Source organism: Paenalkalicoccus suaedae, assembly GCF_006965545.2.
Lineage (GTDB): Bacteria > Bacillota > Bacilli > Bacillales > Salisediminibacteriaceae > Paenalkalicoccus > Paenalkalicoccus suaedae.
In genome coordinates, this window is sequence record NZ_CP041372.2 from 1,589,767 (window position 1) to 1,615,167 (window position 25,401).

At 41.8% G+C, this 25,401-nt stretch carries 26 protein-coding genes and 2 riboswitches; of the genes, 24 read left to right on the forward strand and 2 right to left on the reverse strand.

What is annotated here, in order from left to right; translation table 11 throughout:
- Nucleotides 1-9 precede the first annotated feature (9 nt).
- From FLK61_RS08600 to ribH, 14 genes are all read left to right on the forward strand, one after another.
- A complete protein-coding gene (locus FLK61_RS08600) occupies nt 10-831 on the forward strand; it encodes a purine-nucleoside phosphorylase (RefSeq protein WP_176009061.1) in 822 nt (273 codons plus the stop codon).
- A 9-nt stretch (nt 832-840) separates the two neighbouring features.
- Nucleotides 841-1,665 carry a purine-nucleoside phosphorylase gene (locus FLK61_RS08605; RefSeq protein WP_176009062.1) on the forward strand — a complete coding sequence of 275 codons (825 nt, stop codon included), beginning with the start codon at nt 841-843 and terminating at the stop codon, nt 1,663-1,665.
- A 12-nt stretch (nt 1,666-1,677) separates the two neighbouring features.
- A complete protein-coding gene (locus FLK61_RS08610; protein WP_176009063.1) occupies nt 1,678-2,979 on the forward strand; it encodes a pyrimidine-nucleoside phosphorylase in 1,302 nt (433 codons plus the stop codon).
- A 113-nt stretch (nt 2,980-3,092) separates the two neighbouring features.
- Complete coding sequence (locus FLK61_RS08615; RefSeq protein ID WP_176009064.1) at nt 3,093-4,262, forward strand: D-alanyl-D-alanine carboxypeptidase family protein; 1,170 nt, start codon at nt 3,093-3,095, stop codon at nt 4,260-4,262.
- A gap of 94 nt (nt 4,263-4,356) precedes the next feature.
- The gene (spoIIAA, locus tag FLK61_RS08620) at nt 4,357-4,710 is read left to right on the forward strand and encodes an anti-sigma F factor antagonist (RefSeq protein WP_176009065.1); all 354 of its coding nucleotides are present in this window, start codon (nt 4,357-4,359) and stop codon (nt 4,708-4,710) included.
- Nucleotides 4,707-5,144: an anti-sigma F factor gene (gene spoIIAB / locus FLK61_RS08625; protein WP_176009066.1), complete on the forward strand. Its 438-nt coding sequence runs from the start codon at nt 4,707-4,709 to the stop codon at nt 5,142-5,144. The genes spoIIAA and spoIIAB overlap by 4 nt, the downstream gene beginning before the upstream one ends.
- 9 nt (nt 5,145-5,153) lie before the next feature.
- Nucleotides 5,154-5,891, forward strand: coding sequence for an RNA polymerase sporulation sigma factor SigF (gene sigF / locus FLK61_RS08630; RefSeq protein WP_176009067.1), 738 nt, complete (start codon nt 5,154-5,156; stop codon nt 5,889-5,891).
- 125 nt (nt 5,892-6,016) lie between these two features.
- On the forward strand, nt 6,017-7,471 hold the full coding sequence (locus tag FLK61_RS08635) for a spore germination protein (protein WP_176009068.1): 1,455 nt from the start codon (nt 6,017-6,019) through the stop codon (nt 7,469-7,471).
- Between the two features lie 49 nt (nt 7,472-7,520).
- A riboswitch (Lysine riboswitch) is annotated at nt 7,521-7,693 on the forward strand.
- Between the two features lie 86 nt (nt 7,694-7,779).
- Nucleotides 7,780-9,108, forward strand: a complete 1,329-nt coding sequence (lysA, locus tag FLK61_RS08640; protein ID WP_176009069.1) for a diaminopimelate decarboxylase — start codon at nt 7,780-7,782, stop codon at nt 9,106-9,108.
- 71 nt (nt 9,109-9,179) lie between these two features.
- Complete coding sequence (locus tag FLK61_RS08645; protein ID WP_176009070.1) at nt 9,180-9,617, forward strand: peptidylprolyl isomerase; 438 nt, start codon at nt 9,180-9,182, stop codon at nt 9,615-9,617.
- 543 nt (nt 9,618-10,160) lie between these two features.
- Nucleotides 10,161-10,311, forward strand: a riboswitch (FMN riboswitch).
- Between the two features lie 144 nt (nt 10,312-10,455).
- Entirely contained in the window at nt 10,456-11,538 is a 1,083-nt protein-coding gene (ribD, locus tag FLK61_RS08650; RefSeq protein WP_176011187.1) for a bifunctional diaminohydroxyphosphoribosylaminopyrimidine deaminase/5-amino-6-(5-phosphoribosylamino)uracil reductase RibD, read from the forward strand.
- Nucleotides 11,538-12,194, forward strand: a complete 657-nt coding sequence (gene ribE / locus FLK61_RS08655) for a riboflavin synthase (RefSeq protein ID WP_176009071.1) — start codon at nt 11,538-11,540, stop codon at nt 12,192-12,194. Before ribD ends, ribE begins: the two co-directional genes overlap by 1 nt.
- Nucleotides 12,195-12,211: 17 nt before the next feature.
- Nucleotides 12,212-13,411 carry a bifunctional 3,4-dihydroxy-2-butanone-4-phosphate synthase/GTP cyclohydrolase II gene (locus tag FLK61_RS08660; RefSeq protein WP_283811899.1) on the forward strand — a complete coding sequence of 400 codons (1,200 nt, stop codon included), beginning with the start codon at nt 12,212-12,214 and terminating at the stop codon, nt 13,409-13,411.
- 23 nt (nt 13,412-13,434) lie between these two features.
- Nucleotides 13,435-13,902, forward strand: a complete 468-nt coding sequence (gene ribH, locus FLK61_RS08665; protein WP_176009072.1) for a 6,7-dimethyl-8-ribityllumazine synthase — start codon at nt 13,435-13,437, stop codon at nt 13,900-13,902.
- A 356-nt stretch (nt 13,903-14,258) separates the two neighbouring features.
- Here the strand turns inward: ribH and FLK61_RS08670 are convergent, their stop codons facing one another.
- On the reverse strand, nt 14,259-14,789 hold the full coding sequence (locus tag FLK61_RS08670) for a DUF309 domain-containing protein (protein WP_176009073.1): 531 nt from the start codon (nt 14,787-14,789) through the stop codon (nt 14,259-14,261).
- Nucleotides 14,790-14,912: 123 nt separating this feature from the next.
- Here FLK61_RS08670 and FLK61_RS08675 point away from each other — a divergent pair, with 123 nt between their 5' ends.
- The 4 genes from FLK61_RS08675 to FLK61_RS08690 all read left to right on the forward strand — a co-directional run bounded on the left by FLK61_RS08675 (nt 14,913) and on the right by FLK61_RS08690 (nt 20,562).
- Nucleotides 14,913-15,671 (forward strand): segregation/condensation protein A, encoded by a 759-nt coding sequence (locus FLK61_RS08675; RefSeq protein WP_176009074.1) that lies wholly within the window; start codon nt 14,913-14,915, stop codon nt 15,669-15,671.
- Nucleotides 15,664-16,260 carry an SMC-Scp complex subunit ScpB gene (scpB, locus tag FLK61_RS08680; protein ID WP_283811900.1) on the forward strand — a complete coding sequence of 199 codons (597 nt, stop codon included), beginning with the start codon at nt 15,664-15,666 and terminating at the stop codon, nt 16,258-16,260. The genes FLK61_RS08675 and scpB overlap by 8 nt, the downstream gene beginning before the upstream one ends.
- 289 nt (nt 16,261-16,549) lie before the next feature.
- Nucleotides 16,550-18,001 (forward strand): aldehyde dehydrogenase, encoded by a 1,452-nt coding sequence (gene aldA, locus FLK61_RS08685; RefSeq protein ID WP_176009076.1) that lies wholly within the window; start codon nt 16,550-16,552, stop codon nt 17,999-18,001.
- A gap of 533 nt (nt 18,002-18,534) precedes the next feature.
- Nucleotides 18,535-20,562: a flagellar assembly protein A gene (locus FLK61_RS08690; protein ID WP_176009077.1), complete on the forward strand. Its 2,028-nt coding sequence runs from the start codon at nt 18,535-18,537 to the stop codon at nt 20,560-20,562.
- A gap of 87 nt (nt 20,563-20,649) precedes the next feature.
- Here FLK61_RS08690 and FLK61_RS08695 read toward each other — a convergent pair whose 3' ends face one another.
- Nucleotides 20,650-21,150: a hypothetical protein gene (locus FLK61_RS08695; RefSeq protein ID WP_176009078.1), complete on the reverse strand. Its 501-nt coding sequence runs from the start codon at nt 21,148-21,150 to the stop codon at nt 20,650-20,652.
- 85 nt (nt 21,151-21,235) lie between these two features.
- On the opposite strand from FLK61_RS08695, the gene spoVAC reads away from it, so the two are divergent.
- The 6 genes from spoVAC (at nt 21,236) to FLK61_RS08725 (ending at nt 25,325) form a co-directional block, all read left to right on the forward strand.
- Nucleotides 21,236-21,691, forward strand: a complete 456-nt coding sequence (gene spoVAC / locus FLK61_RS08700) for a stage V sporulation protein AC (protein ID WP_176009079.1) — start codon at nt 21,236-21,238, stop codon at nt 21,689-21,691.
- An 11-nt stretch (nt 21,692-21,702) separates the two neighbouring features.
- Nucleotides 21,703-22,713 (forward strand): stage V sporulation protein AD, encoded by a 1,011-nt coding sequence (gene spoVAD / locus FLK61_RS08705; RefSeq protein ID WP_176009080.1) that lies wholly within the window; start codon nt 21,703-21,705, stop codon nt 22,711-22,713.
- Nucleotides 22,710-23,060: a stage V sporulation protein AE gene (spoVAE, locus tag FLK61_RS08710; protein ID WP_176009081.1), complete on the forward strand. Its 351-nt coding sequence runs from the start codon at nt 22,710-22,712 to the stop codon at nt 23,058-23,060. Before spoVAD ends, spoVAE begins: the two co-directional genes overlap by 4 nt.
- An 81-nt stretch (nt 23,061-23,141) precedes the next feature.
- Nucleotides 23,142-24,236 (forward strand): D-alanyl-D-alanine carboxypeptidase family protein, encoded by a 1,095-nt coding sequence (locus FLK61_RS08715; RefSeq protein WP_249777704.1) that lies wholly within the window; start codon nt 23,142-23,144, stop codon nt 24,234-24,236.
- A complete protein-coding gene (locus FLK61_RS08720; RefSeq protein WP_176009082.1) occupies nt 24,229-24,813 on the forward strand; it encodes a nucleoside recognition domain-containing protein in 585 nt (194 codons plus the stop codon). Before FLK61_RS08715 ends, FLK61_RS08720 begins: the two co-directional genes overlap by 8 nt.
- Nucleotides 24,810-25,325, forward strand: a complete 516-nt coding sequence (locus tag FLK61_RS08725; protein WP_176009083.1) for a spore maturation protein — start codon at nt 24,810-24,812, stop codon at nt 25,323-25,325. The genes FLK61_RS08720 and FLK61_RS08725 overlap by 4 nt, the downstream gene beginning before the upstream one ends.
- Nucleotides 25,326-25,401 lie beyond the last annotated feature (76 nt).

Consider the following 25,401-nt stretch of genomic DNA (forward strand, 5'->3'; position numbering starts at 1 on the left):
TGACAATCAATGAGCTTACACGAAAAGATGGAACAAGCAAAATCATTTATCGAAGAAAAATTAGCAGGCAAAAAGCCTACTATCGGACTTATTTTAGGATCTGGACTAGGTGTACTTGGAGATGAGATTGAGGACGCGACAGCTATTCCTTACAGCGACATTCCGGGATTCCCAACATCTACGGTTGCAGGTCACAAAGGCCAATTAGTGATCGGTTCACTAGAAGGAAAGACAGTTGTAGCTATGCAGGGACGCTTTCACTTTTATGAAGGATACCCAATGGAGCTTGTGACACTACCAGTTCGCGTTATGAAGGCAATTGGTGTAGAGAAGCTGATCGTAACAAACGCAGCTGGAGGAATTAACGAATCATTTAAAGCAGGAGATTTAATGCTTATTCGTGATCATATCAATCAGTTTGGAACGAACCCACTTATTGGACCAAACGACGACGCGCTAGGCGTTCGTTTCCCTGACATGTCTCAAGCATACAGCAAGGAACTATTTTCATTAGCTAAAGACGTAGCGACAGAAAATGGCGTTCACGTCCAAGAGGGTGTTTATGTTGGAACAACTGGTCCAAGCTATGAGACACCAGCAGAAGTTCGTATGCTACGTGTATTAGGTGGAGACGCAGTTGGAATGTCTACTGTACCTGAAGTAGTTATTGCACGTCATAGCGACATCGACGTACTTGGAATCTCTTGTATTTCAAACATGGCTGCAGGTATTCTAGATCAGCCACTGACGCATGATGAAGTAATGGAGACAACGGAGCAAGTAAAAGCAGACTTCTTAAAGCTTGTTAAAGCAATTGTTCACAGAATGTAGGGCATTACAATGACAAATAGACATGAAGCAGCTCAATTTATACGAGATAAAAGTGAATTATCGCCTACGGTCGGCCTTATTTTAGGGTCTGGCCTTGGCGAGCTTGCAGATGAAATCACAAATGCCACTTATATAGACTACACGGATATTCCTCATTTTCCGACTTCGACGGTTGCTGGTCACAAAGGACAGCTCGTCATCGGTGAGCTCGAGGGAGTTACGGTCATCGCTATGCAGGGACGCTTTCATTATTATGAAGGTTATTCTATGCAGGAAGTGACGTTCCCGGTTCGAGTGATGAAAGAGCTCGGATGCGAGAGTGTCATCGTGACAAATGCTTGCGGTAGTATGAATAAAAACTTCCAGCCTGGAGAGCTCATGCTGATTACAGACCACATTAATTTTACGGGTGCAAACCCATTAATCGGTCCGAATGACGCTGAGTTAGGCGCGCGCTTTCCTGATATGACAACCGCTTATACAAGGTCTTTGCAGAACGACACAAAAAAGCTTGCAACGCAAAATGACATTACACTACATGAAGGCGTTTACCTCGCTGTAAGTGGTCCAACTTATATGGCTGGTGCGGAACTTACGATGCTTCGTACCTTTGGTGCGGACGTAGTAGGCATGTCTACAGTGCCTGAAACAATTGTAGCAAGACATATGGGAATGAAGGTTCTCGGTATTTCTTGTATTACGGATATGGCAATCGGGGAAGAGATGGAAGGCATTACACATGAGGAAGTAATGGAAGTGGCGGCGAAAGCGAAGCCAGCCTTTAAAAAGTTAATTAAACTAGTGCTTAAAAAAGCAGACGCTCTTTTAGCGTAGGAGGTAAAAGCAATGAGAATGGTCGATTTGATCGAAAAAAAGCGTAATGGATTGGCTCATACGAAAGAAGAAATCGATTTTATAATTAACGGATATTCGACAGGTACGATCCCTGATTATCAAGTGAGTGCTTGGGCAATGGCGATCTATTTCCAAGGTATGACGCAAGACGAGAGAGCGAACTTAACAGAGGCGATGGTGCACTCTGGAGATACAATTGATTTATCTGCTATTGAAGGCATTAAAGTAGATAAGCACTCGACAGGTGGTGTTGGCGACACGACAACACTAATTTTAGCTCCCTTAGTCGCAGCAATTGGCGTTCCAGTTGCGAAAATGAGCGGACGTGGACTTGGTCACACTGGTGGTACGATCGATAAGCTTGAGGCAATTCCAGGCTTCTCCGTTGAAATTACGAATGACACGTTTATCGACCTCGTTAACCGCAACAAAGCAGCAGTTATTGGGCAAACACAAAACTTAACACCTGCTGACAAAAAGCTTTACGGCTTACGCGATGTAACTGCTACAGTAAATTCTATTCCGTTAATTGCAAGCTCGATCATGAGTAAAAAGCTTGCTGCCGGAGCAGATGCGATCGTACTAGATGTAAAAACTGGCGCTGGTGCATTTATGAAGGAATTAGATGATTCCAAAGAGCTTGCACGAGCGATGGTTGACATCGGTAATAACCTTGGCCGTCGTACGTCTGCCATTATTTCTGACATGAGTCAGCCACTAGGGCGCATGATCGGAAATGCGCTAGAAGTGAAAGAAGCGATTGATACCTTAAATGGCAGAGGTCCTGAAGACTTAACAGAGCTATGTCTGCAGTTAGGTAGTCATATGGCTGTTCTTGCAGAAAAAGCGGCAACGCTTGATGAAGGTCGTAAGCTTCTTGAAGAAGCAATTCAGTCAGGAAAGGCGCTAGAGCAGTTTAAAGTATTTATCGAAGCTCAAAATGGAGATGCCTCTGTTGTTGATCATCCAGAAACGCTGCCAACAGCTTCTAATAAAATTGATGTAAAGGCTACAAAATCAGGATACGTAGCATCGATCGTAGCAGACCAAATTGGAACAGCTGCGATGCTCTTAGGTGCTGGTAGACAAACGACGGATTCCGTCATCGATTTAGCTGTAGGTATTGAGCTAACGAAGAAAATTGGAGACTACGTTGAGGCTGGAGAACCTATTGCAATTCTGCATGCAAATGAAGCAGGGGTAGAAGAAGCAACAAAGAAAATACTCGATTCGTACGAGATTACAGATGAAAAAGTAAAAGAGCCAACGCTCATTTACGACATCATTCAATAAGATACTGGCAAAGAGTCTGAACAAATTGTTCAGGCTCTTTTTTATGTTTTTTTGTTGTATAAAAAAGACACCTTCAGGAAAAAATAGGAGCAAAGAAGAGGAGGCCCGCAACTATGAAAAAATGGATCTTGATTATGCTCGTTATAAGTACGTTATTCCCGACATCTGCGTTTGCAGAAGAGGTGATGCAAGAGTCTAGAATCATGCTTGAAGCAAGGACAGGAACAGTTTTGATGGAACAAGCAGCGGATGTTCAAAGACAGCCTGCTAGTATGACAAAGATGATGACTATGCTTTTGATCATAGAAGCAATTGAGAATCATTCGCTTGATTGGGAGGATAGTGTCACGATCAGTGAGAATGCAGCATCGATGGGCGGTTCGCAAATTTTCCTAGAGGCCGGAGAGCAGATGACTGTAAAAGATTTAATGAAGGGAATTGCTATCGCCTCAGGGAATGATGCTACTGTTGCGATGGCGGAAAAATTAGCAGGTAGCGAGGAAGCATTTGTCACAATGATGAACGAACGAGCAAAGGAGTTGGGAGCTGTAAGTACGGTTTTCAAAAATACCAATGGTCTACCTGAAGAGGGGCATGTGAGTACAGCAAGAGATATGGCGATTATTGGTCAGGAGCTTGTAAAGCACGAAGAAATACTAGATTTCACTAGTACGTATGAAGACTATTTACGGACTGAAACGGATAAGCCTTTTTGGTTAGTCAATACGAATAAGCTAATTCGCACCTACCCAGGTGTTGACGGCTTAAAAACTGGTTTTACAAGAGAGGCGAAGTATGGAATTACTGTTTCAGCGCTTCGAGACAATATGCGGCTGATTACAGTTGTGATGGGTGCGGAGAGTGCTAAAGAGAGGAATAAGCAGATTGCCTCCATGCTTGATACGGGGTTTGACACTTATACAGTAGAACCATATTTAGAAGCAGCTGAACACGTATCAGATATGTATATTTCAAGAGGAGCAAAACAGGTTATTGCTGCAACGGCACAAGATTCACTCGCTGAAGTTCGTAAAAAGAGTGAGGAGTTTGAGGAAGCTACTGCTGTGGTGGAATTAGATCAAGTGAGTGCTCCTATTGCGAAAGGGCAAACAATTGGCTTGATGCAATTAAAGAGAGGGGAGGAAGTAATTGCGTCTACTCCGTTAATTAGTAATGAGGAAGTCGAGGAAGCGTCCTTTTGGCAGTTCTTCACCCGGTCCTTCTCGATGCTAACAAAAGGGAATGTCGAAACATCCAAGCAGACTACTAGTTTTGACGAATAGCCACTAGTTTTAACGAAGAGGTAGGAGAATAAAAAGAAAGAGAGAAAGCTACTTGTACCGGTTATGATAGCCGACTTCAAGGGAGGGGAACAACATGTCACTTTATATTGACGTAGAAAAAAAGGAAGCGGTCCTGTGTGTAAGACTTGTAGGAGAAGTTGACCATCATTCAGCTAAACGCTTGCAGCAGCAGGTCGACTTAGCAATAGAGACAAGTAATATTCACCACGTGTTATTAAACGTAGAGAAGGTTACATTCATGGATAGCTCTGGATTAGGTGTTGTGTTAGGTAGATATAAACTTTTAGCTAAAAGAGGTGGAAAGCTTGCTGTTTGCTGCGTTTCTCCTCAAGTACAACGATTATTTGAGCTGTCGGGCCTTTTTAAAATCATTGCTGTACACAGCAATGAACGAGAGGCACTAATGGAGCTGGGGGTGGCGTCATGAACCGTATGTCTATATCGTTTAGTGCCAAAAGTGAGAATGAGAGCTTTGCACGTGTTGCAGTAGCTGCATTTGTCAGTCAGCTTGATCCATCTATGAATGAATTAACGGAGATTAAAACGGTTGTGAGTGAAGCGGTAACTAATGCGATCATCCATGGCTACGAGGAAAATGCAGAGTCAATCGTCTATGTATCCTGTGAAATCGATGAAGGGAACATCTCGATTACTGTAGAAGACGAGGGTGTTGGGATTGCAAATATAGAAGAGGCAAGGCAGCCTCTATACACATCAAAGCCTGAGCTTGAGAGAAGTGGTATGGGACTCACAATCATGGAGAACTTCATGGATCACGTGGAGATTTCATCTGTCGTTGGCGAAGGCACGAGGCTTATGGTGATGAAAAAGTTATCCAAAGCCTCTGCCTTCTGCCAGTAGGAGTCTATTATGGCTACTCACTTAGAGGATAAAGAGGTAAAGGAGCTTTTAGTCAAAGCGCAAAGTGGAGACGTACCTGCACGTCACAAAATTGTGAAGCACAATACTCGGCTCGTGTGGTCTGTTGTACAACGATTTTCGAATAGAGGTTATGAGCAGGAAGATTTATTCCAAATAGGCTGCATAGGGCTTATGAAATCCATTGATAAATTTGATTTGAGCTATGACGTGAAGTTCTCGACGTATGCCGTACCGATGATCATTGGAGAGATTCAACGATTTTTACGGGATGATGGTGCGGTAAAGGTTAGTAGATCAATCAAGGAGCTTAGTAACCAAGTTAGGAAAACGTCAGAGCAGCTCATGAAGGAGCTAGGAAGAGTGCCGACAGTTAAGGAGATCGCCTCTTTTTTAGAGCTGTCACCTGAAGAAGTCGTCTTTGCACAAGATGCTAGCAGACAACTTGCATCGATTCATGAGACTATTTACGAAAATGACGGAGAACCAATCACCATTTTAGATCAAATGGCTGATGAACCAGACAGGTATTGGTTTGACAAACTGGCACTTCGCGAGGAAATGAAGCATTTAGATGAACGTTCTCGCATAATTATCATGCTTCGTTACTATAAGGATCAAACGCAGTCTCAAGTTGCGGCAAGGTTAGGCATTTCCCAAGTCCAAGTCTCAAGGCTTGAGAAGAAAATTTTAGAGACGCTGAAAGAAAAGTTAGAGCAGACAAGTTAAAAAGGAAGCACCTCTTTTTCTTCTAAAGGGGTGCTTTTTGTCTTAAGAAAACAGCCTTACATAATTACTAAAACCTAAACACATACTAACCCTCAACAGAAGGTCCTTGAGAGGGGGAGAAGCAGATGCTTTCAACCGATTTAAAAGTGAATGAGGAAATTTTACAAGACCGATTAGGAATAGATAAGAGTTTTGATGTTGATAAACGCTCCCTGTTTATTCATGATGTCGGAATCAAGCTATATTTTGTGACGGGACTTTGCGATATTTCCCACCTAATTGATATTTTAGATAAGCTCATGTTCGTTGACAGTATGGAGAGGAAAAAGCGTGACACGAAAGAGATGATGCTCAACAGACTGACTCATATGCAGGTAGAGCTCACGGATGAGTACGATACGATTATAAAGCAAGTGTTATCTGGACTCGTTGTCATTTTAATTGATGGAGAGTCTGAAGCGTTAATCATTGATGCGAGGAGATACCCTGGGCGCGGACCTGAAGAACCTGACACGGAAAGAGTTGTAAGAGGAAGTCGAGATGGTTTTACTGAAAATATTATTGAGAATACCGCGCTCACGAGACGCCGGATTCGTGACGAAAACTTACGGAATGTTATGGTTCAGGTCGGAAGGCGTTCTAAAACAGATATTTGTGTGGCGTATATTGAAGGTGTAGCCGATCAAAACTCGGTTGATATTGTATTTAAAGAGCTTGAGCAGATCGATATCGACGGCCTCACTATGGCCGACAAAGTGGTAGAGGAATACATCGTCAAGCAAGGAATGAATCCCTTCCCTATGGTGCGCTATACGGAGCGTCCTGACGTATGTGCAACCCATCTACTCGAGGGTCACGTCGTCTGTTATGTGGACTCTTCTCCAAGTGTCATGATTTTTCCAACAACCTTTTTTCATCACGTGCAGCACGCGGAAGAATATCGCCAAGCGCCAGCTATTGGGACATTCTTAAGATGGGTTCGATTCTCTGGGATGCTATTCTCCCTTCTTGTTTTACCACTATGGCTATTGTTTGTGCTCGAACCTACACTATTACCTGATCACCTATCTTTTATCGGACCAAATGAGATGTCAAATGTTCCGATATTTTGGCAAATACTATTTGCGGAGCTTGGAATTGAGCTCTTGAGAATGGCTGCCATTCACACCCCATCACCTCTTGCGACTGCATTGGGTTTAGTTGCGGCACTCCTAATTGGAGAGGTTGCGATTAGCGTCGGATTATTTGTGCCAGAGGTCATCCTTTATGTAGCAATCTCCGCCGTCGGTATGTTTGCTACTCCAAGCTATGAGCTTGCCTTTGCGATGAAAATCATGAGAATACTTTTAATCACAGCTGTTGCTATTGCTGGTCTCCCTGGATTTGTCATTGGCTTAACTGTCATGATGTTATTTATTTCCACAAGGAAAGCGCTCGAGACACCTTATTTTTGGCCGTTTATTCCCTTTTATCCAATTGCGTGCCTTGATATTTTCTTCCGAAAGCCAGTGCCATTGAAACTATTACGTCCTAGTATTGTCCATCCGCCAGACAGGATAAAACAACGAACTTCCTCGTAACGGTTGCGAATCTTTTAGCCCTATGCTATCTTGAATAAAATGAATTGAATAGAAGGATAGAGGCGCGGTGTAAAAAAGTACAGCATGATAGTCTGAGGAGGCGATGATCATGTTAGAAAGGTTACATTGCCGAAGGGGCGTGAAGTACCTCATTTCACCTCCCTGGGGTCTGGTTTAAGAAGCCAGACACTGTCACTATAGCAGTGGAGCACTATCTTTCCGAATACGTTTAGGTACGGGTCGGGAATGAGTGTGTGTGACGCCCTCATTCCCTTTTTTATATTCAAATAGAGTAGGAGCGGAGATAAATGACATACAGAGGGACGACGAAAGTAAATGAGCGTGGGTTTATAGAAATTGGTGGAGTCTCAACGGAGACGCTTAAGGAAGCGTACGGAACCCCTTTATTTGTGTATGATGTAAAAGACATTCGAGATCGGGCTAATGAGTTTCACGATGCTTTTAAAAATCAATCTGTGTCTTATCAAATTGCTTACGCATCCAAAGCATTCAGCTGCATTGCGATGATTGAGCTTGCAAACGAATTAGAACTGAGCTTAGATGTTTGCTCTGGCGGTGAGCTTTATACAGCGCTTGAAGCAGGCTTTCCAGTTGAACGCATTCACTTCCACGGAAATAATAAAACACCAGACGAGCTTGAGATGGCCGTCACACATAAAATCGGCTGTATTGTCGTAGACAATTTTACAGAGCTATCATGGTTGATGGCTTTGACGGAGTCAAGTAAGCAACAAATGGATGTGCTCATTCGCATCACACCTGGTGTAGAGGCACACACGCATGAATATATTTCAACTGGTCAAGAGGATTCTAAATTCGGATTTGATTTAAATAGCGCGCAGGCAGACAAGGCAATCGATATGATTACTTCTCATGAATTCCTAACGCTTCAAGGCGTTCATTCTCATATCGGTTCCCAAATTTTCCGTGCAGAAGGCTTTGAAGAGGCAGTCAAGGAGATTTATGCATCCATCGAAGGTTGGGTAAACAAGTTCGATTACTATCCAAACGTACTAAACGTTGGTGGAGGATTTGGAATTCGCTACACTGAAAATGACGAACCACTCCCACTATCAACGTACATCGACAAAATGGTAGAAGCGGCTAAAAAAGAATCTAACAGATTAAATAAGCCTCTTCCGGAATTTTGGATAGAGCCTGGGCGCGCTTTAGTTGGAGAAGCAGGAACAACTCTCTACACGCTCGGAACACGTAAAGAAATTCCTGATGTACGCACGTATGTATCAGTTGACGGAGGCATGACGGACAATATTCGCCCTGCGCTTTATCAGGCTGAATACTCCGCGACATTAGCTAACCGTGCTCACGCGGAGCCTGAAGAGGTTGTATCTATTGCAGGTAAATGTTGCGAGAGCGGGGATATGCTAATCTGGGATATTAATCTCCCAAAAATCGAGCAAGGTGATATTTTAGCTGTCTTCTCAACAGGTGCCTATGGTTACTCGATGGCAAACAATTATAACCGGATTCTACGTCCTGCTGTCGTGTTCGTTGAGGATGGGGAGCATGAATGTGTGATCGAAAGAGAGCAGTTTGAAGATTTAACAAGACGTGAGAATCGATACTCAAAAATTATGCTTCCTGAAAAAGCATAAACGTGACCTTTAAGTGATTCTCTGCTACACTATGTAAGGTATAAAATCGTTAAACAATGGAGGCAATTCACATGAAAAAAGGCGAAATTATTTTTGGCAACGGAGAAAAGATTGTTATTGAATTTTTCCCAGAAGCAGCACCAGGACACGTAGAAAACTTTGAGAAGCTTGCGAGCGACGGTTTTTATAACGGATTAAACTTCCACCGAGTTATTCCAGGTTTTGTTGCACAGGGCGGATGTCCAAACGGAACAGGAACTGGCGGACCTGGTTACACAATCAAATGTGAAACAGAAGGCAACCCACATAAGCACCAAAAAGGCACTCTCTCTATGGCACATGCAGGTCGTGACACTGGTGGAAGCCAATTCTTCCTCGTATTCGATCCACAGCCGCACCTAGATGGTGTTCACACTGTTTTTGGCCAAGTTATTGAAGGCCTTGACGTGATGGATCGCATCAAGCAAGGCGATGTAATGGAAGAAGTAAAAGTATACGACGTTGAATAAGAGCGTTTGAACGAAAAGATAAATGAAATAAACAGAAGAGGAGCCGATTGCAAAATCGAGGGCTCCTCTTTTTGTTTGAGGAAAGATAGACCGGTTTGAGGATAATGGAAAGCAAAAAGTGAATAATGAAGCAGGGATTCCGGATAACTGAAAACGATAAGCGGAAAACCAAGCCGCGCATCCGTATAACCGAAAGCGATAAGCGGAAAACCTAGGCACGGTTGCGGATAACCGAAAGCAATAAGCGGAAAACCAAGGCACGATTGCGGATAACCTAAAGCAATAAACGGAAAACCAAGCCGCGATTCCGAATAACCGAGAGCAACAAACAGAAACCCTCACCATACAACCGTATAACCACACGATTTCCCATAAGTGAACACCAATGCCAATGTCATCACTCTTACCAAAAGCTTTTAATCCACTATAATTTAGTTAGAGAATTCCGAGCATAGTCCTTGCCAATGTGTAAAACGAATGATATGATTTTCACAATAACAATTAAATATACGACATTTGGTTTACTAATGTATTGATCGAATGCGTTTCCTTCGGGGTCGGGTGCAAGTCCCAACCGGCGGTGATAAGGCATTTTGTGCCTTTTAGTCCGTGACCCGTTTTAACATTTGTTTTAACGGTGGATTTGGTGAAATTCCAAAGCCGACAGTAAAAGTCTGGATGGGAGAAGGATGAGGAACTATTTTTACACAGGAGTGGTGTATGCTTTTTTAGCAAACCCATTTTCTTACGAAAAATAGCATCACTATAATTCTGCCCGTATGCCCTGAAGACGTTTCTTCAGGGTTTTTTATTTGTGTATAGAGGGGTAGGGACGATGATGTCGCACGACACATATATGCAGGTTGCTATTGATCTTGCTAGTATCACACATGGTCAAACGTCTCCAAATCCATTAGTTGGCTGTATCATTGTCAAGAATGGCGAGGTAGTTGGCATGGGTGCTCATTTAAAAGCAGGCATGGAGCACGCGGAGCGTCATGCATTAGCAATGGCGAAAGAGAAGGCGAAGGGTGCAACGTTATATTGTACGCTCGAACCGTGTAGTCATACGGGAAGAACGTCACCCTGCGCGGACGCCATTGTAGATGCTGGAGTTGCCAAGGTTATTATTGCATCGGATGACCCAAATCCGAAAGTTGCTGGCAATGGAATCAAACGTTTAAGAGATGCAGGTATTGAGGTAATATCAGGCGTTTTAAAAGAGAAAGCAGATGAGTTAAATCACGGCTTCTTTTATCACGTTATGAATAAAAAGCCATTTGTTACATTAAAAATGGCGACAAGTATTGATGGGAAGATTGCAACCAAACATAACGAAAGCAAGTGGATTACGAGTGAGGAAGCGCGTCTAGACGGTCACAAACTCCGTCATCAACATGATGCGATTCTAGTAGGAATTGAGACTGCCATAAAGGATGACCCGTCCCTAACGACGAGACTTCCCGAAGGTGGAAAGAATCCGATTAGAGTAGTGTTAGATCGCACACTTCGAATTTCTGAAGATGCGAAGGTACTAAACGACGATGCGCCATCGATCATCTTTACGACGAATGATGTGAGTGAACAAAAGGTCGAACGAGTAAAGTCAAAGACTACTCTAGTAATACAACTAGAAGAGTTATCTATTGACGCTATACTCCATTCCCTTTATAAAAACAATGTCACGAGTGTACTAATCGAAGGTGGCGGTACCATCCATGATAGCTTCATTCGATCCGGGTACTTTAATCAAGTCATACATTACCAGGCACCTCTTTTGATCGGTGGTCGAGAGGCACCGTCTGCTGTTAGTGGCACAGGGATCGAAGCGTTAAATGATGCACCAAGATTGAAGCTCGTATCCGTTGATCAAATTGGACCTGATATAAAGGCCGTGTATATGCGTGAGGAGGAACGATAATGTTTACTGGAATTATTGAAGAAAAGGGTAAAGTCACAGACATGAGACAGAGTGGGCAAGCAATCGTCATGACAATTCAAGCATCCACCGTATTGTCTGACGTTAACCTAGGAGATAGCATTTCCGTTAACGGCGTTTGTCTTACTGTCTCATCCTTTACAGAAAAGACGTTTACAGCTGATTTAATGCCTGAAACGGTTAAAGCAACAAGTTTACGTGATGTTGCAGTCAACTCGGAGGTTAACTTAGAAAGAGCAATGGCAGCTGGTGGAAGGTTTGGCGGTCATTTTGTGAGTGGGCACGTAGATGGCGTAGGGAAAATCCGCTCCAGAAAAGCGGAATATAACGCTGTTTATTATGAAATTGAAGTCTCTCCAAAGCTTCGCGAACTCATGACAATGAAAGGAAGTGTGGCGGTCGATGGCATTAGTCTTACCATCTTTGGGCTGACAGACGATTCTTTCACAATCAGTATTATTCCGCATACGCTCCAAGAGACTGTATTAGGGAGTAAAGGTGTCAATGATATTGTGAATATCGAAAATGATATGCTCGCAAAATATGTAGAAGAGCTTTTGAGAGGGAGATTAGCAAAACAAGAAGTACCTGGGTCAACAATGACAGAATCATTTCTAGAGGGTCACGGCTTTAAATAAGGTGAGGAGGGATAAAGATGACGATATTTGATCCAATCGAAGAAGCAATCTACGCACTAGCTCAAGGTGAGGTCATCATCGTGTGTGACGATGAGGACCGAGAGAACGAGGGAGACTTTATTTCTTTAGCAGAAAAGACAACGCCAGAAGTAATTAACTTTATGATTACGCACGGTCGAGGTCTAGTCTGTACACCAATTACGGAAGAGCGAGCTAAAAAACTTGATCTCGTTCCAATGGTAGATCGAAACTCAGATCCACATGGTACCGCGTTTACTGTAAGTATCGACCATAAAATGACGACGACTGGGATCTCTGCTCATGAACGCTCTATGACTGTTCAGGCGTTGATTGATGAGAAAACAAAGCCTGCTGATTTTCAGCGCCCCGGTCATATTTTCCCCCTTATCGCGAAAGATGGTGGCGTTTTAAGACGAGCTGGACATACAGAGGCTGCCGTTGACTTAGCGCGTCTTTGCGGCTCGGCACCTGCAGGGGTTATTTGCGAAATTATGAATGAAGATGGTTCGATGGCTCGCGTGCCTGATTTAAAGAAAATCGCGGATCAGTTTAACTTAAAAATGATTACGATTAAGGACTTGATTCAATATCGTAATCGAAAGGACCAGCTTGTAACTCGTGAAGTGGAGATCAAGCTGCCAACGGACTACGGGGAGTTTAAGGCAATTGGATATTCGAATGTGGTGGATGGAAAAGAGCACGTTGCGATTGTAAAAGGAGAAATAGGTGGATCAAAGCCAACGCTTGTTAGAGTGCATTCGGAGTGTTTAACAGGGGACGTGTTTGCCTCCAAACGATGCGACTGTGGTCCACAGCTACATGCAGCCTTAGCACAAATTGAAGAGCACGGAAGTGGAGTTGTGCTGTATATGCGTCAAGAAGGTCGGGGCATTGGTCTTCTCAATAAAATGCGTGCATATAAGCTTCAAGAAGAAGGCTACGATACTGTGCAGGCTAATGAAGAATTAGGTTTTGCACCTGATTTACGTGACTATGGTATTGGCGCACAAATTTTGCGTGATCTAGGAATTCGTAAGATGCAACTATTAACGAATAATCCACGTAAAATCACTGGTCTAAAAGGATATGATCTAGAAATTGTAGAGAGACTCCCTCTACAGTTGCCTCATTCAAAGGATACAGAAAAGTATTTACAAACGAAAAAAGACAAATTAGGACACATGCTACACTTATAATCATAAAAGGAGATGGACAATTCATGGGTAAAACATTTGAAGGTAACTTAATCGGAACAGGACTTAAAGTAGGGATCGTAGTAGGGAGATTCAACGAATTTATTACAAGCAAGCTATTAGGTGGAGCAGAAGATGCATTCAAACGTCACGGCGTTAATCCAGAAGACGTAGATGTAGCATGGGTGCCAGGAGCATTTGAAATACCTTTAGTAGCGAAAAGAATGGCTGATTCAGGTAAATACGATGCCGTTGTAACATTAGGTACGGTTATCCGAGGCTCGACTCCTCACTTTGACTATGTGTGTGGTGAGGCAGCTAAAGGCGTATCCCAAGCAAACATGTCTTCAGGCATTCCAGTCATTTTTGGTGTACTTACTACAGACACGATTGAGCAAGCTGTAGAAAGAGCTGGCACAAAAGCAGGTAATAAGGGCTGGGAAGCGGCAGCTGGAGCAATTGAAATGGCTAATTTAATGAAGAGCTTTAAGTAATTAATATCTGAAGCCCACCTCTTAATGATTATTGAGAGGTGGGCTTTTGCATGGGAAAAGTGATTGGATGGAGCGCGGTTATCCCGCGAATGTAAGAGGTTCTTCACTAGTTGCCTTTGGTTCTCCGTTTACTGCACTCGGTTATCTGCACGCCAATTTCACATGACTTATAGTTAGTTCGAAGGGACGCACCAGAGTTTTGGTTCGATGCATATACTAGTAAAAGTGATTCAATGAGCCTCTCATTTGAGCCTAAGCTATATTTAAACTCTTATTCTAAAGGTTACGTCATCCTCAATATTAAGAAAGACCCCAGAAAAGGCGATAAACGCACATGACTGGAGTCTAAGATATCATTAAGTTGTTTGTTGCTCTCGTTGTTTTTGCTTTTGAATAAGTGACATCTGTCTTGCTTCGATGACGTCATCACGATTACGCAAACGGTGCTTATAAATTAATTCATCGGTTGCTTTGCGATCATCCATTTTCCAGATAAGACCTTGTTGTTTGGCTATACGTTGACAGTAAAGCTCAAGCTCCTCATCTAAAGGGAGATCCATCGGCTCATAGGGAGATTCATACATCACGCTTTTCATTCTCGTTTTTATGTCGTGCTCAAGTTCATCTTCATTTAACCCGAGCTCTTCTAACAAGTTGCGGTTTGTTCTCATATGAGATAGCACCTTTCGATAAAGGCGTAGGCTACCGTTAATGTTGCCTTGTCTTTCATGATAAACGGCAACTGCAAGCTGAATGAGCGCTAAATATTTACTTTCTTTATTCGCCTCAAGCCAAAACTCCTCCATGATTTCATGACACTCAAAATAATCCCTCGTTGCATGAAAGTGGACTAAATACTCGACGTAAGCCCTCGGATAGTTTTCCATAGTTCCCTCCATTTGTTTTAGGTCAAGCATCTTTATTATATTTCCTCTATCATATATGATATGAAGAGAATTGTGAAGGAATGACGTATGATATGCTATAATACGTCTGAGGGAGGGTTAGTGATGACCTATAATGTAAAGCTTCATTCATTTGAAGGACCTCTCGATTTACTACTCCATCTTATCCAACAAAATGATTTAGATTTATATGATATTCCTGTAAGGGAAATTACTGAACAGTACTTAGCGTATATTCATGCAATGAAGGTGTTACAGTTAGATATAGCGAGCGAGTATTTAGTTATGGCCGCAACGTTATTACATATGAAGAGTAAATTACTTTTACCTGTTGAGGAAGAGGAATGGGAAGAAGAGTGGACAATAGAAGAGGAAGAGTTAACAAAGGACTCACTCATGCAACGTTTAATTGAATATAAGCGATATAAAGAAGCAGCATCTGATTTAAAAGAGAGAGAAATAGCAAGGAGCGACCTGTTTTCTAAGCCAATGACGGACTTGACGCCACTTTTAGTTGAAGAAAAAGAGCAGGAGAACGCGAAGATGAACGTAACCGTGTACGATATGCTTCAAGCCTTCCAGCTCATTCAAAAAAGACGGAAAAAACCTCGTCCTATGACAACTGTCACAAGAGAAGAGATTCCGATTGATACTCGTATGGTACAGGTAGTCGATATCCTTAAGCGTTCAGGCGGTAGAACAACGTTTCACTCCTTGTTTGATGATAATGAGGATGCAGAGATCGTTGTGACTTTTTTAGCTATATTAGAGCTAATGAAAGAGAAAGAGATTGCATGCGAGCAATCAAGTAATTTCGATGAAATTACAATCGAATGGAAAGGGGACTACGACAAGCTTGGATAGTCAAGAAATAGTAGCTGTTATTGAAGGATTGCTCTTCGTTTCAGGTGAAGAGGGAATGGAAGAAAAACAGCTGATGGATGTATTAGAAATTGATAAAAAGTCACTTTATTTTTATATAGAAGAATTAAAAAGTCAGTACGCCTCAAAAAAACGTGGAATTCAAGTAGTCTCGGTTGCAGGGGGATTTCAGCTGACGACGAAAGAGGAACACGCTCCTTATTTTAAACGACTCGTACAATCTCCGACTAGCGCAACACTCTCACAAGCAGCGTTAGAGTCTTTAGCAATCATTGCTTACAGGCAGCCAATATCACGTATGGGAATCGAGGATATCCGAGGAGTAAAGACGGAACGTCCACTAAGGACTTTGCAGTCAAAGGGGTTAGTAAAAGAAGTAGGTCGCCAGGATGGAACAGGACGAGCGATTTTGTACGGAACGACGAAGCAGTTTTTAGAGCAGTTCGGTCTCGCTACAATTAACGATCTCCCAGAGCTTCCGGATTTAACGGATGAGGACGCAGCGGAAGATGTGGATCTATTCTTCGAGAGATTCCAGCAACAGCTTGAAGATACACAAACGAATGAGTAATAAGTAAAAAAAGCCGGGACAAAAGTGATTCATTTGTCCCGGCTTTTTTGTGAAGAATGTTATGCGGTTAACCGGAAAATATGCATGTATACGTTCTTATCTCCATGCAAAATGAGACATCTTTCTTTTATATCGGATACTCCAACTCCCTCTCAATACACTTTAGTCTACGCCTCTTTTACTTACTTTAAAGACGCTTTACTTTCAAAAAAATAGCTTCTACGTTTTATTTTATTCAAATAAAGGAAAAGAGTAGCGTAGTTCACTTTTAAAGGAGGCCTTTTCGTTTATGAATACGCATCAGCATTATATTAATGGAGAGTTTGTGTCACCATCTTCACAGGATACAATTGACGTAGTAAATCCAGCAACAGAAGAAGTTATATCGAGGATTCCAGATGGTACGAAAGAGGATGCTAATAAAGCAATTGAGGCAGCCTTTGAGGCGCAAAAGAAGTGGGAATTCATTCCTTCTAATGAGCGTGGCGAGATAGTAAGAAAGCTTGGACACGCTATTTCAGATAACCGAGATAAATTCATTGATTTACTTATCGAAGAGCAAGGAAAAAGCTACGATATGGCAAGTGATGAAGTAGACCTTGCTATCGATTACTTCCAGTATATGTCCGAGTGGGCGAGACGTATTGAAGGAGAAATATTCCCGAGCGATCGTCCAAACGAAAATATATTTATTCATAAGCGTGCAATCGGTGTTGTTGCAGGGATTGTACCTTGGAACTTCCCAGTCTTTATTCTTGCAAGAAAGGTTGCGACAGCGCTTATTGCTGGTTGTACAATTGTATTAAAACCGAGCCAACAGACGCCTAACACTGCGGCATTCTTTACGGAGCTTTTACACGATTTAGACATCGTTCCTAAAGGTGTTTACAACCTTATTAACGGTAAAGGTTCGACAATCGGTAATGCAATGGCATCACACGAAAAAGTGGCTATTGTAACGATGACTGGAAGCGTACCTGCTGGTGTGAAAGTAATGGAAGCTGCTGCACAAAACATTACGAAAGTAAACTTAGAGCTAGGTGGAAAAGCACCTGCAATAGTGACGAAGCACGCCGATTTAGAGCTAGCTGTTGAAAATATTACAAAGAGTCGAATTGTTAATGCAGGTCAAGCTTGCACAAACGCAGAGCGTGTCTACGTGCATAAAGATGTAGCAAAAGCATTTACGAAGAAAATTACAGAAGCAATGGCTAACGTTACTTATGGTAATCCTAAGGAAGATAAATCATTAGACATTGGACCATTGGTCAGTGCAGATCGCATTGAGGAAGTGCACGCTATGGTCGAAGAAGCTGTAGCAGCAGGTGCCAATATAGAGACTGGCGGAGCTAAAGCCGACGTTGCAAAGGGCTATTTTTATCAGCCTACGGTATTAACAAACGTCACTCAAAAAATGGATATTATTCAAAAGGAGATCTTCGGACCAGTTCTTCCTATCGTTACATTTGAGACAGTAGAAGAAGTGATTGAGCTTGCAAATGACTCTGAATTTGGATTATCTTCATCAGTTTTCTCTGAGAACTATCATGAAATTATGCAAATTACGAATGGTCTTCGCTTCGGGGAGACGTTTGTGAATCGCGAAAACTTTGAAGCACTTCAAGGCTATCACGCAGGGTTCAGAAAATCCGGTCTTGGTGGAGCGGATGGAAAGCACGGCCTAGAGGATTTCTTAGCAACACAGGTTGTTTATATGCTATATAAGCAACCGAGTGAATAATACCCATAGATAAATCACTATCTAATTTAAAAGAACTACGACTTAAGTATGGTCGTAGTTCTTTTTTTGCGTATGAAATATAAAAAATAGGGGTAAAGAAGTGAAATGATGTGAATTTTTGTCTAACTGAGGGGTTATCATGCTGGATGCTGGTCATATTTAAGGTATAATGAACAATTATAGGATATATTGACACTATTTCGAAGAGTTGTTATCAACATAATTACAAATTATGGATATAAAAAAGGTTATTTACATAATGGTCGATTAACTAGATACACGACTTCTTTAAAAAATTCGTATTAGAGAGGGGAGTAGCCAACAACTTATTACTCCAACTAACTTTATCATTGTATCATAATCAAAATAGAGGAACGAAGATTCCTATAAATGAAAGAAGACCTAAAGTCTTACGGTTTTATGACACACTCACCTCCACTCTTACAAATGAATTAGTGTGATTCATTAGCTTACCTGATTCTCACTAATAATGTAAAGAGCCCTACGACCGAACCGAAAGGAGAATGATACAGATGACACAGGATACACAGGCTACTATTTATGAAGCGAATACTGTTAAAGAAGCTATTGAAGCTGGATTAGCAGATCTTAATATTACAGAAAATGAAGCAGATATTGTCATTATTCAAAAGGAGTCGGATAAATTTTGGGGAGTTAAAAAAAAGCGGGCGAAGATCCGAATTAGTAGAAAACAAAGAGAAACATGGGAGGATTGGATTTTAGACGAAGTCTCTAGTAACTCGTTTCCTGTGCAAATGAAAGAGCATGAGATTCGCTCACATTTAGACGGGAAAGTATGGATTAGAGATGGTCAAATTCAATTTAAGGATTCTCCAACAAACAAGCCGGTCATCGTTACGACAGAAGGGATGACACTTTATAAAAATGGAGAGAAGGTAAATGACCGTACTATCCTTACTGAAGGAGACGTAATCACATTCGATTTAGAGACTGTTGCAATAGAAACAACCTGGAGTATTCGTGTCGATGAAAAAAAGCAGCAGGTTTCACTACGAGTAAACCCTGGTAAATTCTACGTTCCGTGTATTATTGACGAACCACCAACAGAAACTCTTACGATCAAACTCAAGCAAGAAGAGCAAATTAATAATCAGCTTTATGAGCACGATGTTATTAAACAACTCGAGCAAATGAGGATTGTGCACGGAATCAATCAAGATGCCATTAAACAAGCATGTCGTTCAACAGCCTCCATGACGGTAACTATCGCCGAAGGGGAACTTCCTAAGCACGGCAGAGACGGCGAAGTCGATTTTTATATAGACATTACGGAGAGATCACGACCCTTCACAGAAAATAGTGATGGGACAGCAGATTTTAGAGAATCGTCTTATATACCATCTCTTAAAGAGGGGGAAGTTTTAGGACAAATTAAAGAACCTACTAAGGGCGAAGACGGCAAGAGTATTTATGGAGATGTATTAAAAGCAAGAGATGGTCAACCTGTTGTACTTAAGCCAGGTACTGGCGTCGAATTTTTAGACGAAGAAAACAAGGTTGTGGCGACAAATAAAGGGAGACCACACATTGAACGATTAGGTAGAACGGTAAAGATCTCGATTCTTCCAAAGCTGATGCATCGAGGAGATGTGGATGTGGCAAGTGGTAACATACATTTTATTGGAGATGTCGAGATTTTAGGAAGTATTAACGAGGGAATGCTCGTTCACGCCGAAGGACAAGTAGCACTTTATAGGCACGTGATGCAGGGGATTGTGCAGGCTAAGAGTCATATCTTGATAAATGGAAATGTCATTAGAGGCACAATTGTTGCTGGTGCGACTAATTCGCTGTATGCAGAACTTGCTGCTCAATTAAAGCCTTTTGTAGAAGACTATTTACATTGTATCCAAACAATTAAACAACTTTCTAAAAATCCAAAATTTGAGGAAGTGTTTAAGCAACATTCAAGTTTGAGTCCAATTATTAAGCTACTTATGGAGTCCTCGAGTAAGCGCCTCATGGTCTCGTCCACTCGATTAGTCGAAACTATTCAAGCCATGGAAAGCAAAATTGATAAAAGGTGGAAATCGTTAGCATCTTTAATCGAAGTAGGATTATTAAAGTTTCATTCAAAAGGATTTCAATCCATAGGTGATATGGAGACATTATATAATGAAGCGGCCTCCCTGCTGGACTATGCATCTATTCCTTCTTCAAATAAGGCAAACGTAGAGATAAACTATGCGATGAATAGTACCATAACAGCTAGTGGTGACGTAACTATTAAAGGTAAGGGAGCTATCCATACGTCTATTGAAGCAGAGGGTACCATTACTGTTAGAGGGAAAGTTATCGGAGGAAAGCTTTACGGAAAAAAAGGCGTTCATGTAGTGGAGGCTGGCTCACTAGCTGGAGTGAAAACGATCATTCAAACTGATAAAGATAGCATGATCAATATTACTACCTGCTATTCAGATGTCGTGCTTGTAGTTGGTTCCGAAGCATATAAGTTGACCAAAGATTCCACGCATATTCAAGCTAAGCAGGATAAAAAGGGTCTCCTTACTCTTCAGTAAATTAGTGTATGGAAGCCACGTCAATATGTGTTTATTAAAAAGGGTTCTCTTCCTATTATAGGATGAGAACCCTTTTTAAGGTGACTGTTACGACCAATTGTCAAACCATTGCCTCATTTTACTTTGTAGCTCTAAGGAAGCCTGACTGATCGTTTTTTCTGAAAAGGATGTAGGAGTATCTGTTTGAGTAAATACGGTTCGAACGGTTCCTTTAGAATTTAACCAGTATGTCTCAACGTATGTATCAAACATCGTTTTAAAGAAAAGATAAAGCTCCTTTTCATCTGCAGAGAGATGCTCAAGTAAAGCGGAGTTATTCCAACTTGGTTGCTTGATTACGTATCTGATTTCATTCGCATGTAATGAGTCGATTTGTTTAGATACTGCATTATACATCGTTAAGCACTCATAAGTGATGGCCTGATGCATTTCCTCCTGGAGGTCGGCCTGTAGATTGCTCTGTTTATCTTCTGAATCAACTGATAAATCAGAGGGCAATTGATTAACTTTAGAAATTATTTTAATCGTAATAATTTGTAATGTAATCACGATTGATCCAATTAAGCTTAGAAGTATAATGATCATCATAAAAATTTCCTCCGTTTTCTGCTTATTATCTATCCTACCAAACGACATACTACATGAACAGATAATAAAAAGGGAGTGACGCAGAATGGCGCAGGACAAAAAAACACAGCAAGCTTATAGTCAGCTTGCTAAAAAACATGAAAAGAAACGACCTGTAGCAAAGAACTGTCTCTTTGCCTTTCTTTTTGGCGGGGGTATTTGTTTGATTGGACAATTAATACAGCAAGGATATATCGACTATTTTTCGTTCACAAAGCAAACAGCGGGTGACCCAACAGTTGCAACGTTAGTCATTATTGCTACGTTTTTAACAGGTCTAGGGGTATACGATAAGTTTTCACAGCTTGCAGGAGCTGGTTCGGCTGTACCTGTCACAGGCTTTGCCAATTCCATGGCTTCAGCTGCAATTGAGCACCGCACGGAGGGATACGTGTTAGGGGTTGGTGGGAATATGTTTAAACTCGCAGGCTCCGTCATCGTATTTGGGACCTTTGCAGCATTTCTAATTGTATTAATTCGTTATGTGACAGTCGGGCTATAGGAGGAGATGACATGTTAGTAGGTAAGCAGTCGTGGCAATTTACAAATCAGCCAGTCATTATTTCAACGGGTGTTATTGGTGGGCCTTTTGAGAAGCAAGGAGCTATGGCGGACTATTTTGACCAGTTTGGTAAAGACATTTGGTTTAACCAGCCAAGCTTTGAACAAGCTCAAAAGCAATTGTTTGAAGAGGCCTGCCACATAGCTTTTGCTAAAAGTAAGTTGCAAAAAGAAGATATGTCATTCGTTTTTGCAGGCGATTTATTAAACCAAATTACGTCAACAAGCTTCGCTATGCGTGCGCTTCAGATTCCTTATTTCGGATTGTTTGGCGCTTGCTCCACATCAATGGAAGGTCTAGCGATGGCCGCTTTTATTAGTAATTATAAGGGAGCAAACTATGTTTTAACTGGAGCGACTAGTCATAATGCTGCTATCGAAAAAACGTTCCGGTATCCAACAGAATACGGATCTCAGAAGCCACCGACAGCTCAATGGACAGTAACTGCATCAGGTGTTGCCATCGTTAGTCAGCAAGGAGAGGGACCTATTATTTCTTCGGCTACGATTGGTAAAGTATTGGATGAAGGGATTGAAGACCCTTATAATATGGGAGCAGCGATGGCTCCGGCTGCTGTTGATACCATCTTAGCTCATTTACGTGATTTGAATAAACGCATGGAGGATTATGATTTAATTGTCACAGGTGATTTAGGGGAAATTGGTCATGCTATTGCAAAAGAGCTCTTAGAAAAGGCAGGTCATAACGTGCAGGAAGGCATTTTTATCGATGCTGGTATGAACATGTATAAATCGGATCAAGCCGTACAGGCAGGGGCTAGTGGAGCGGGATGTTCGGCAGCTTATACGTATGGGAGAGTAGTAAAAAAATTACAAGAAGGGCTATATAATAATGTATTAATAGTAGCAACTGGGGCACTATTATCCCCACTAACCTTCCAACAGCATGAGACGATCCCTGCGATTGCGCATGCTGTTGCACTTAAAGGAGGAAAGTCATGATATTTTTATACGCTTTTATAGTTGGAGGGACCATTTGTGTCATTGGTCAACTATTGATGGATGTCGGGAAATTAACCCCGGCACATACGATGTCAACGTTAGTAGTTGTTGGTGCGTTGCTCGATGGCTTTGGATTATATGAGCCATTGATTGAATTTGCAGGTGCTGGTGCTACAGTACCAATTACAAGCTTTGGTAACGCCCTTGTACATGGCGCGATGCAAGAAGCTAAAACGAATGGCTTGGTAGGGATTTTGACTGGTATTTTTGAAGTGACTAGTGCAGGGATATCTGCTGCTATTATCTTTAGTTTTCTAGCCGCACTCCTTTTTCGACCGAAAGGATAACCCCTTTTAAAATCAATGTTCTAATGGGTAGGACGAGTCTCATACATTGATGTATAGATAGGCGAAAGGGGTGGCCTTTAGGTGAGAATTGGTGTCGTAGTGTTATGCCTGATATTTTTAACAGGATTTAGTAGTGCCTCTTATACTGGCAACGTGTCAGCAGAAAATGCGATTTTAATGGATGGAAGTAGTGGACGAGTTTTATACGAAAAGCAAGCTGATGAGCCGAAAAAGATTGCGAGTATAACGAAAATAATGACAGCAATCCTTGCAATATCTTCCGATAAGCTTGATGAAGAAGTGGAAATCTCAAGTCGTGCTTACAATAAAGAGGGGTCCTCCTTGTACCTACAGCTTGGTGAAGAAGTTCCTCTTCTTGATTTAGTTTACGGTCTCATGCTTAGGTCTGGTAATGACGCAGCGGTCGCAATCGCAGAGCACGTTGGTGGAAGCGAAGAAGGATTTGTTTATTTAATGAATGAATTAGCAGAACAAATTGGTATGACAAATACGACGTTTACGAATCCACATGGATTAGATGATGAAATGAACCATGTCTCTACAGCCCGTGATATGGCGATACTCATGCGATATGCCATGTCGAACGAGATGTTTAGAGAAGTAGCTAAAACTAAAACGTACCGATCAAAAACGAGTGAAACTACTCGGATTTTTCATAATAAGAATCGTCTTTTAACACAGTTATACGATAAGTCGACTGGTGGCAAAACAGGTTTTACTAAAGCAGCTGGCCGTACATTAGTTTCTACCGCGACAGATGAGGATTTGGGATTGATCGCTGTCACGTTAAACGCGCCAAGCGATTGGCACGATCATATTGCACTCTTTGAGTGGGGATTTGATCATTTCGACCAAACGCTCCTTTATAAGCATAATGATAGTATTTACATTGAGGATAAAGGGTTATATGTCAGAGCCAATCATGATGTTACCTTTCCACTTAATGCAGATGAAAAAACGACAGTGCGCTCTCAAATCAAGCTCATACAAGGTGCTACAAATGAATATTCAAGAAATCGTCCAATTGGATTTATTAGCTTTTACTATGACGACATTGAAATAACAAGGCTTCCGTTGTATCTATCTGAAGCCCCTTTATCAGAGAGACTTCAGCATAATTTCCTTCGTATGCACGGGGCTTACGATCATGATTAATGTTATTTGGATTGTCATGATCTTAATCGGCGTAGGGTACGCAGGATTAACCGGAACAATGGAGAATGTAAATGCTGCCATTATGACGAGCTCTAAAGATGCTGTCAGCCTTTGTATCGCGTTTATAGGCATACTTGCTTTTTGGCTTGGAATCATGAATATCGCAGAACGAGCTGGACTTATACACATGATTGGAGGTATATTAAGACCTTTATTAGTTCGCATATTCCCAGATATTCCTCCAAAGCATCCTGCTCTCGGATACATAGTCTCAAATATTAGTGCGAATATGCTTGGCTTAGGGAATGCTGCGACACCTATGGGAATTAAAGCGATGCAGTCATTAAAAGAACTTGGTGGGAATAGCGATGAAGCAACTCCATCTATGGTCACGTTGCTTGCTATAAATACAGCAAGCATTACGTTAATTCCTACCACGGTGATCGCCATTAGGTCGGAATATGGTGCTGCAAACCCAACCGATATCATTTTAGCGACAATTTTAGCCACAACAGTGTCTACGACAGCCGCTCTCACAATTGATCGCTTTTTTAGGTGGAAGCGAGGTATTGTATGAGTGCAGCTTGGTTAATTCCACTCATCGTAAGCGGAATTCTATTATTAGCGCTTAAAAAGCGATTGCCTGCATACGAGCTCTTTGTAGAAGGTGCTAAAGAAGGGGTCGATCTCTCTTTTCGGCTCATCCCTTTTATAGTGGGGATGAGTGTTGCCATTGCCGTTTTAAGAGAGTCGGGTGCATTATTTGCTTTTGGGAGCATGCTATCACCAATTCTTAGCTTTATCGGAGTGCCAGAAGAAGTGGTACCTCTTGCGCTAATGCGACCTATTTCAGGGTCAGGTGCGCTTGCTATTACAGCAGATCTTAATAAAACGTACGGTCCAGACTCGTTTATTGCCACAGTTGCTTCTGTTATGCAAGGGAGTACAGATACCACACTATATGTCTTAACCGTATACTTTGGAGCGGTAGGAATTAAAAAAATGGGACATGCATTAAAGGTTGGACTGTTAGCTGACTTGTCCGGAATGATTGCGGCTATTATCATCGTTAGCTATTTATTTACGTAAACGAAGAAAGCAAACTCACAAAATGAGCTTGCTTTCTTTTTGTTTCATTGTCAGGCGACGTGAATAAGAGTACAAT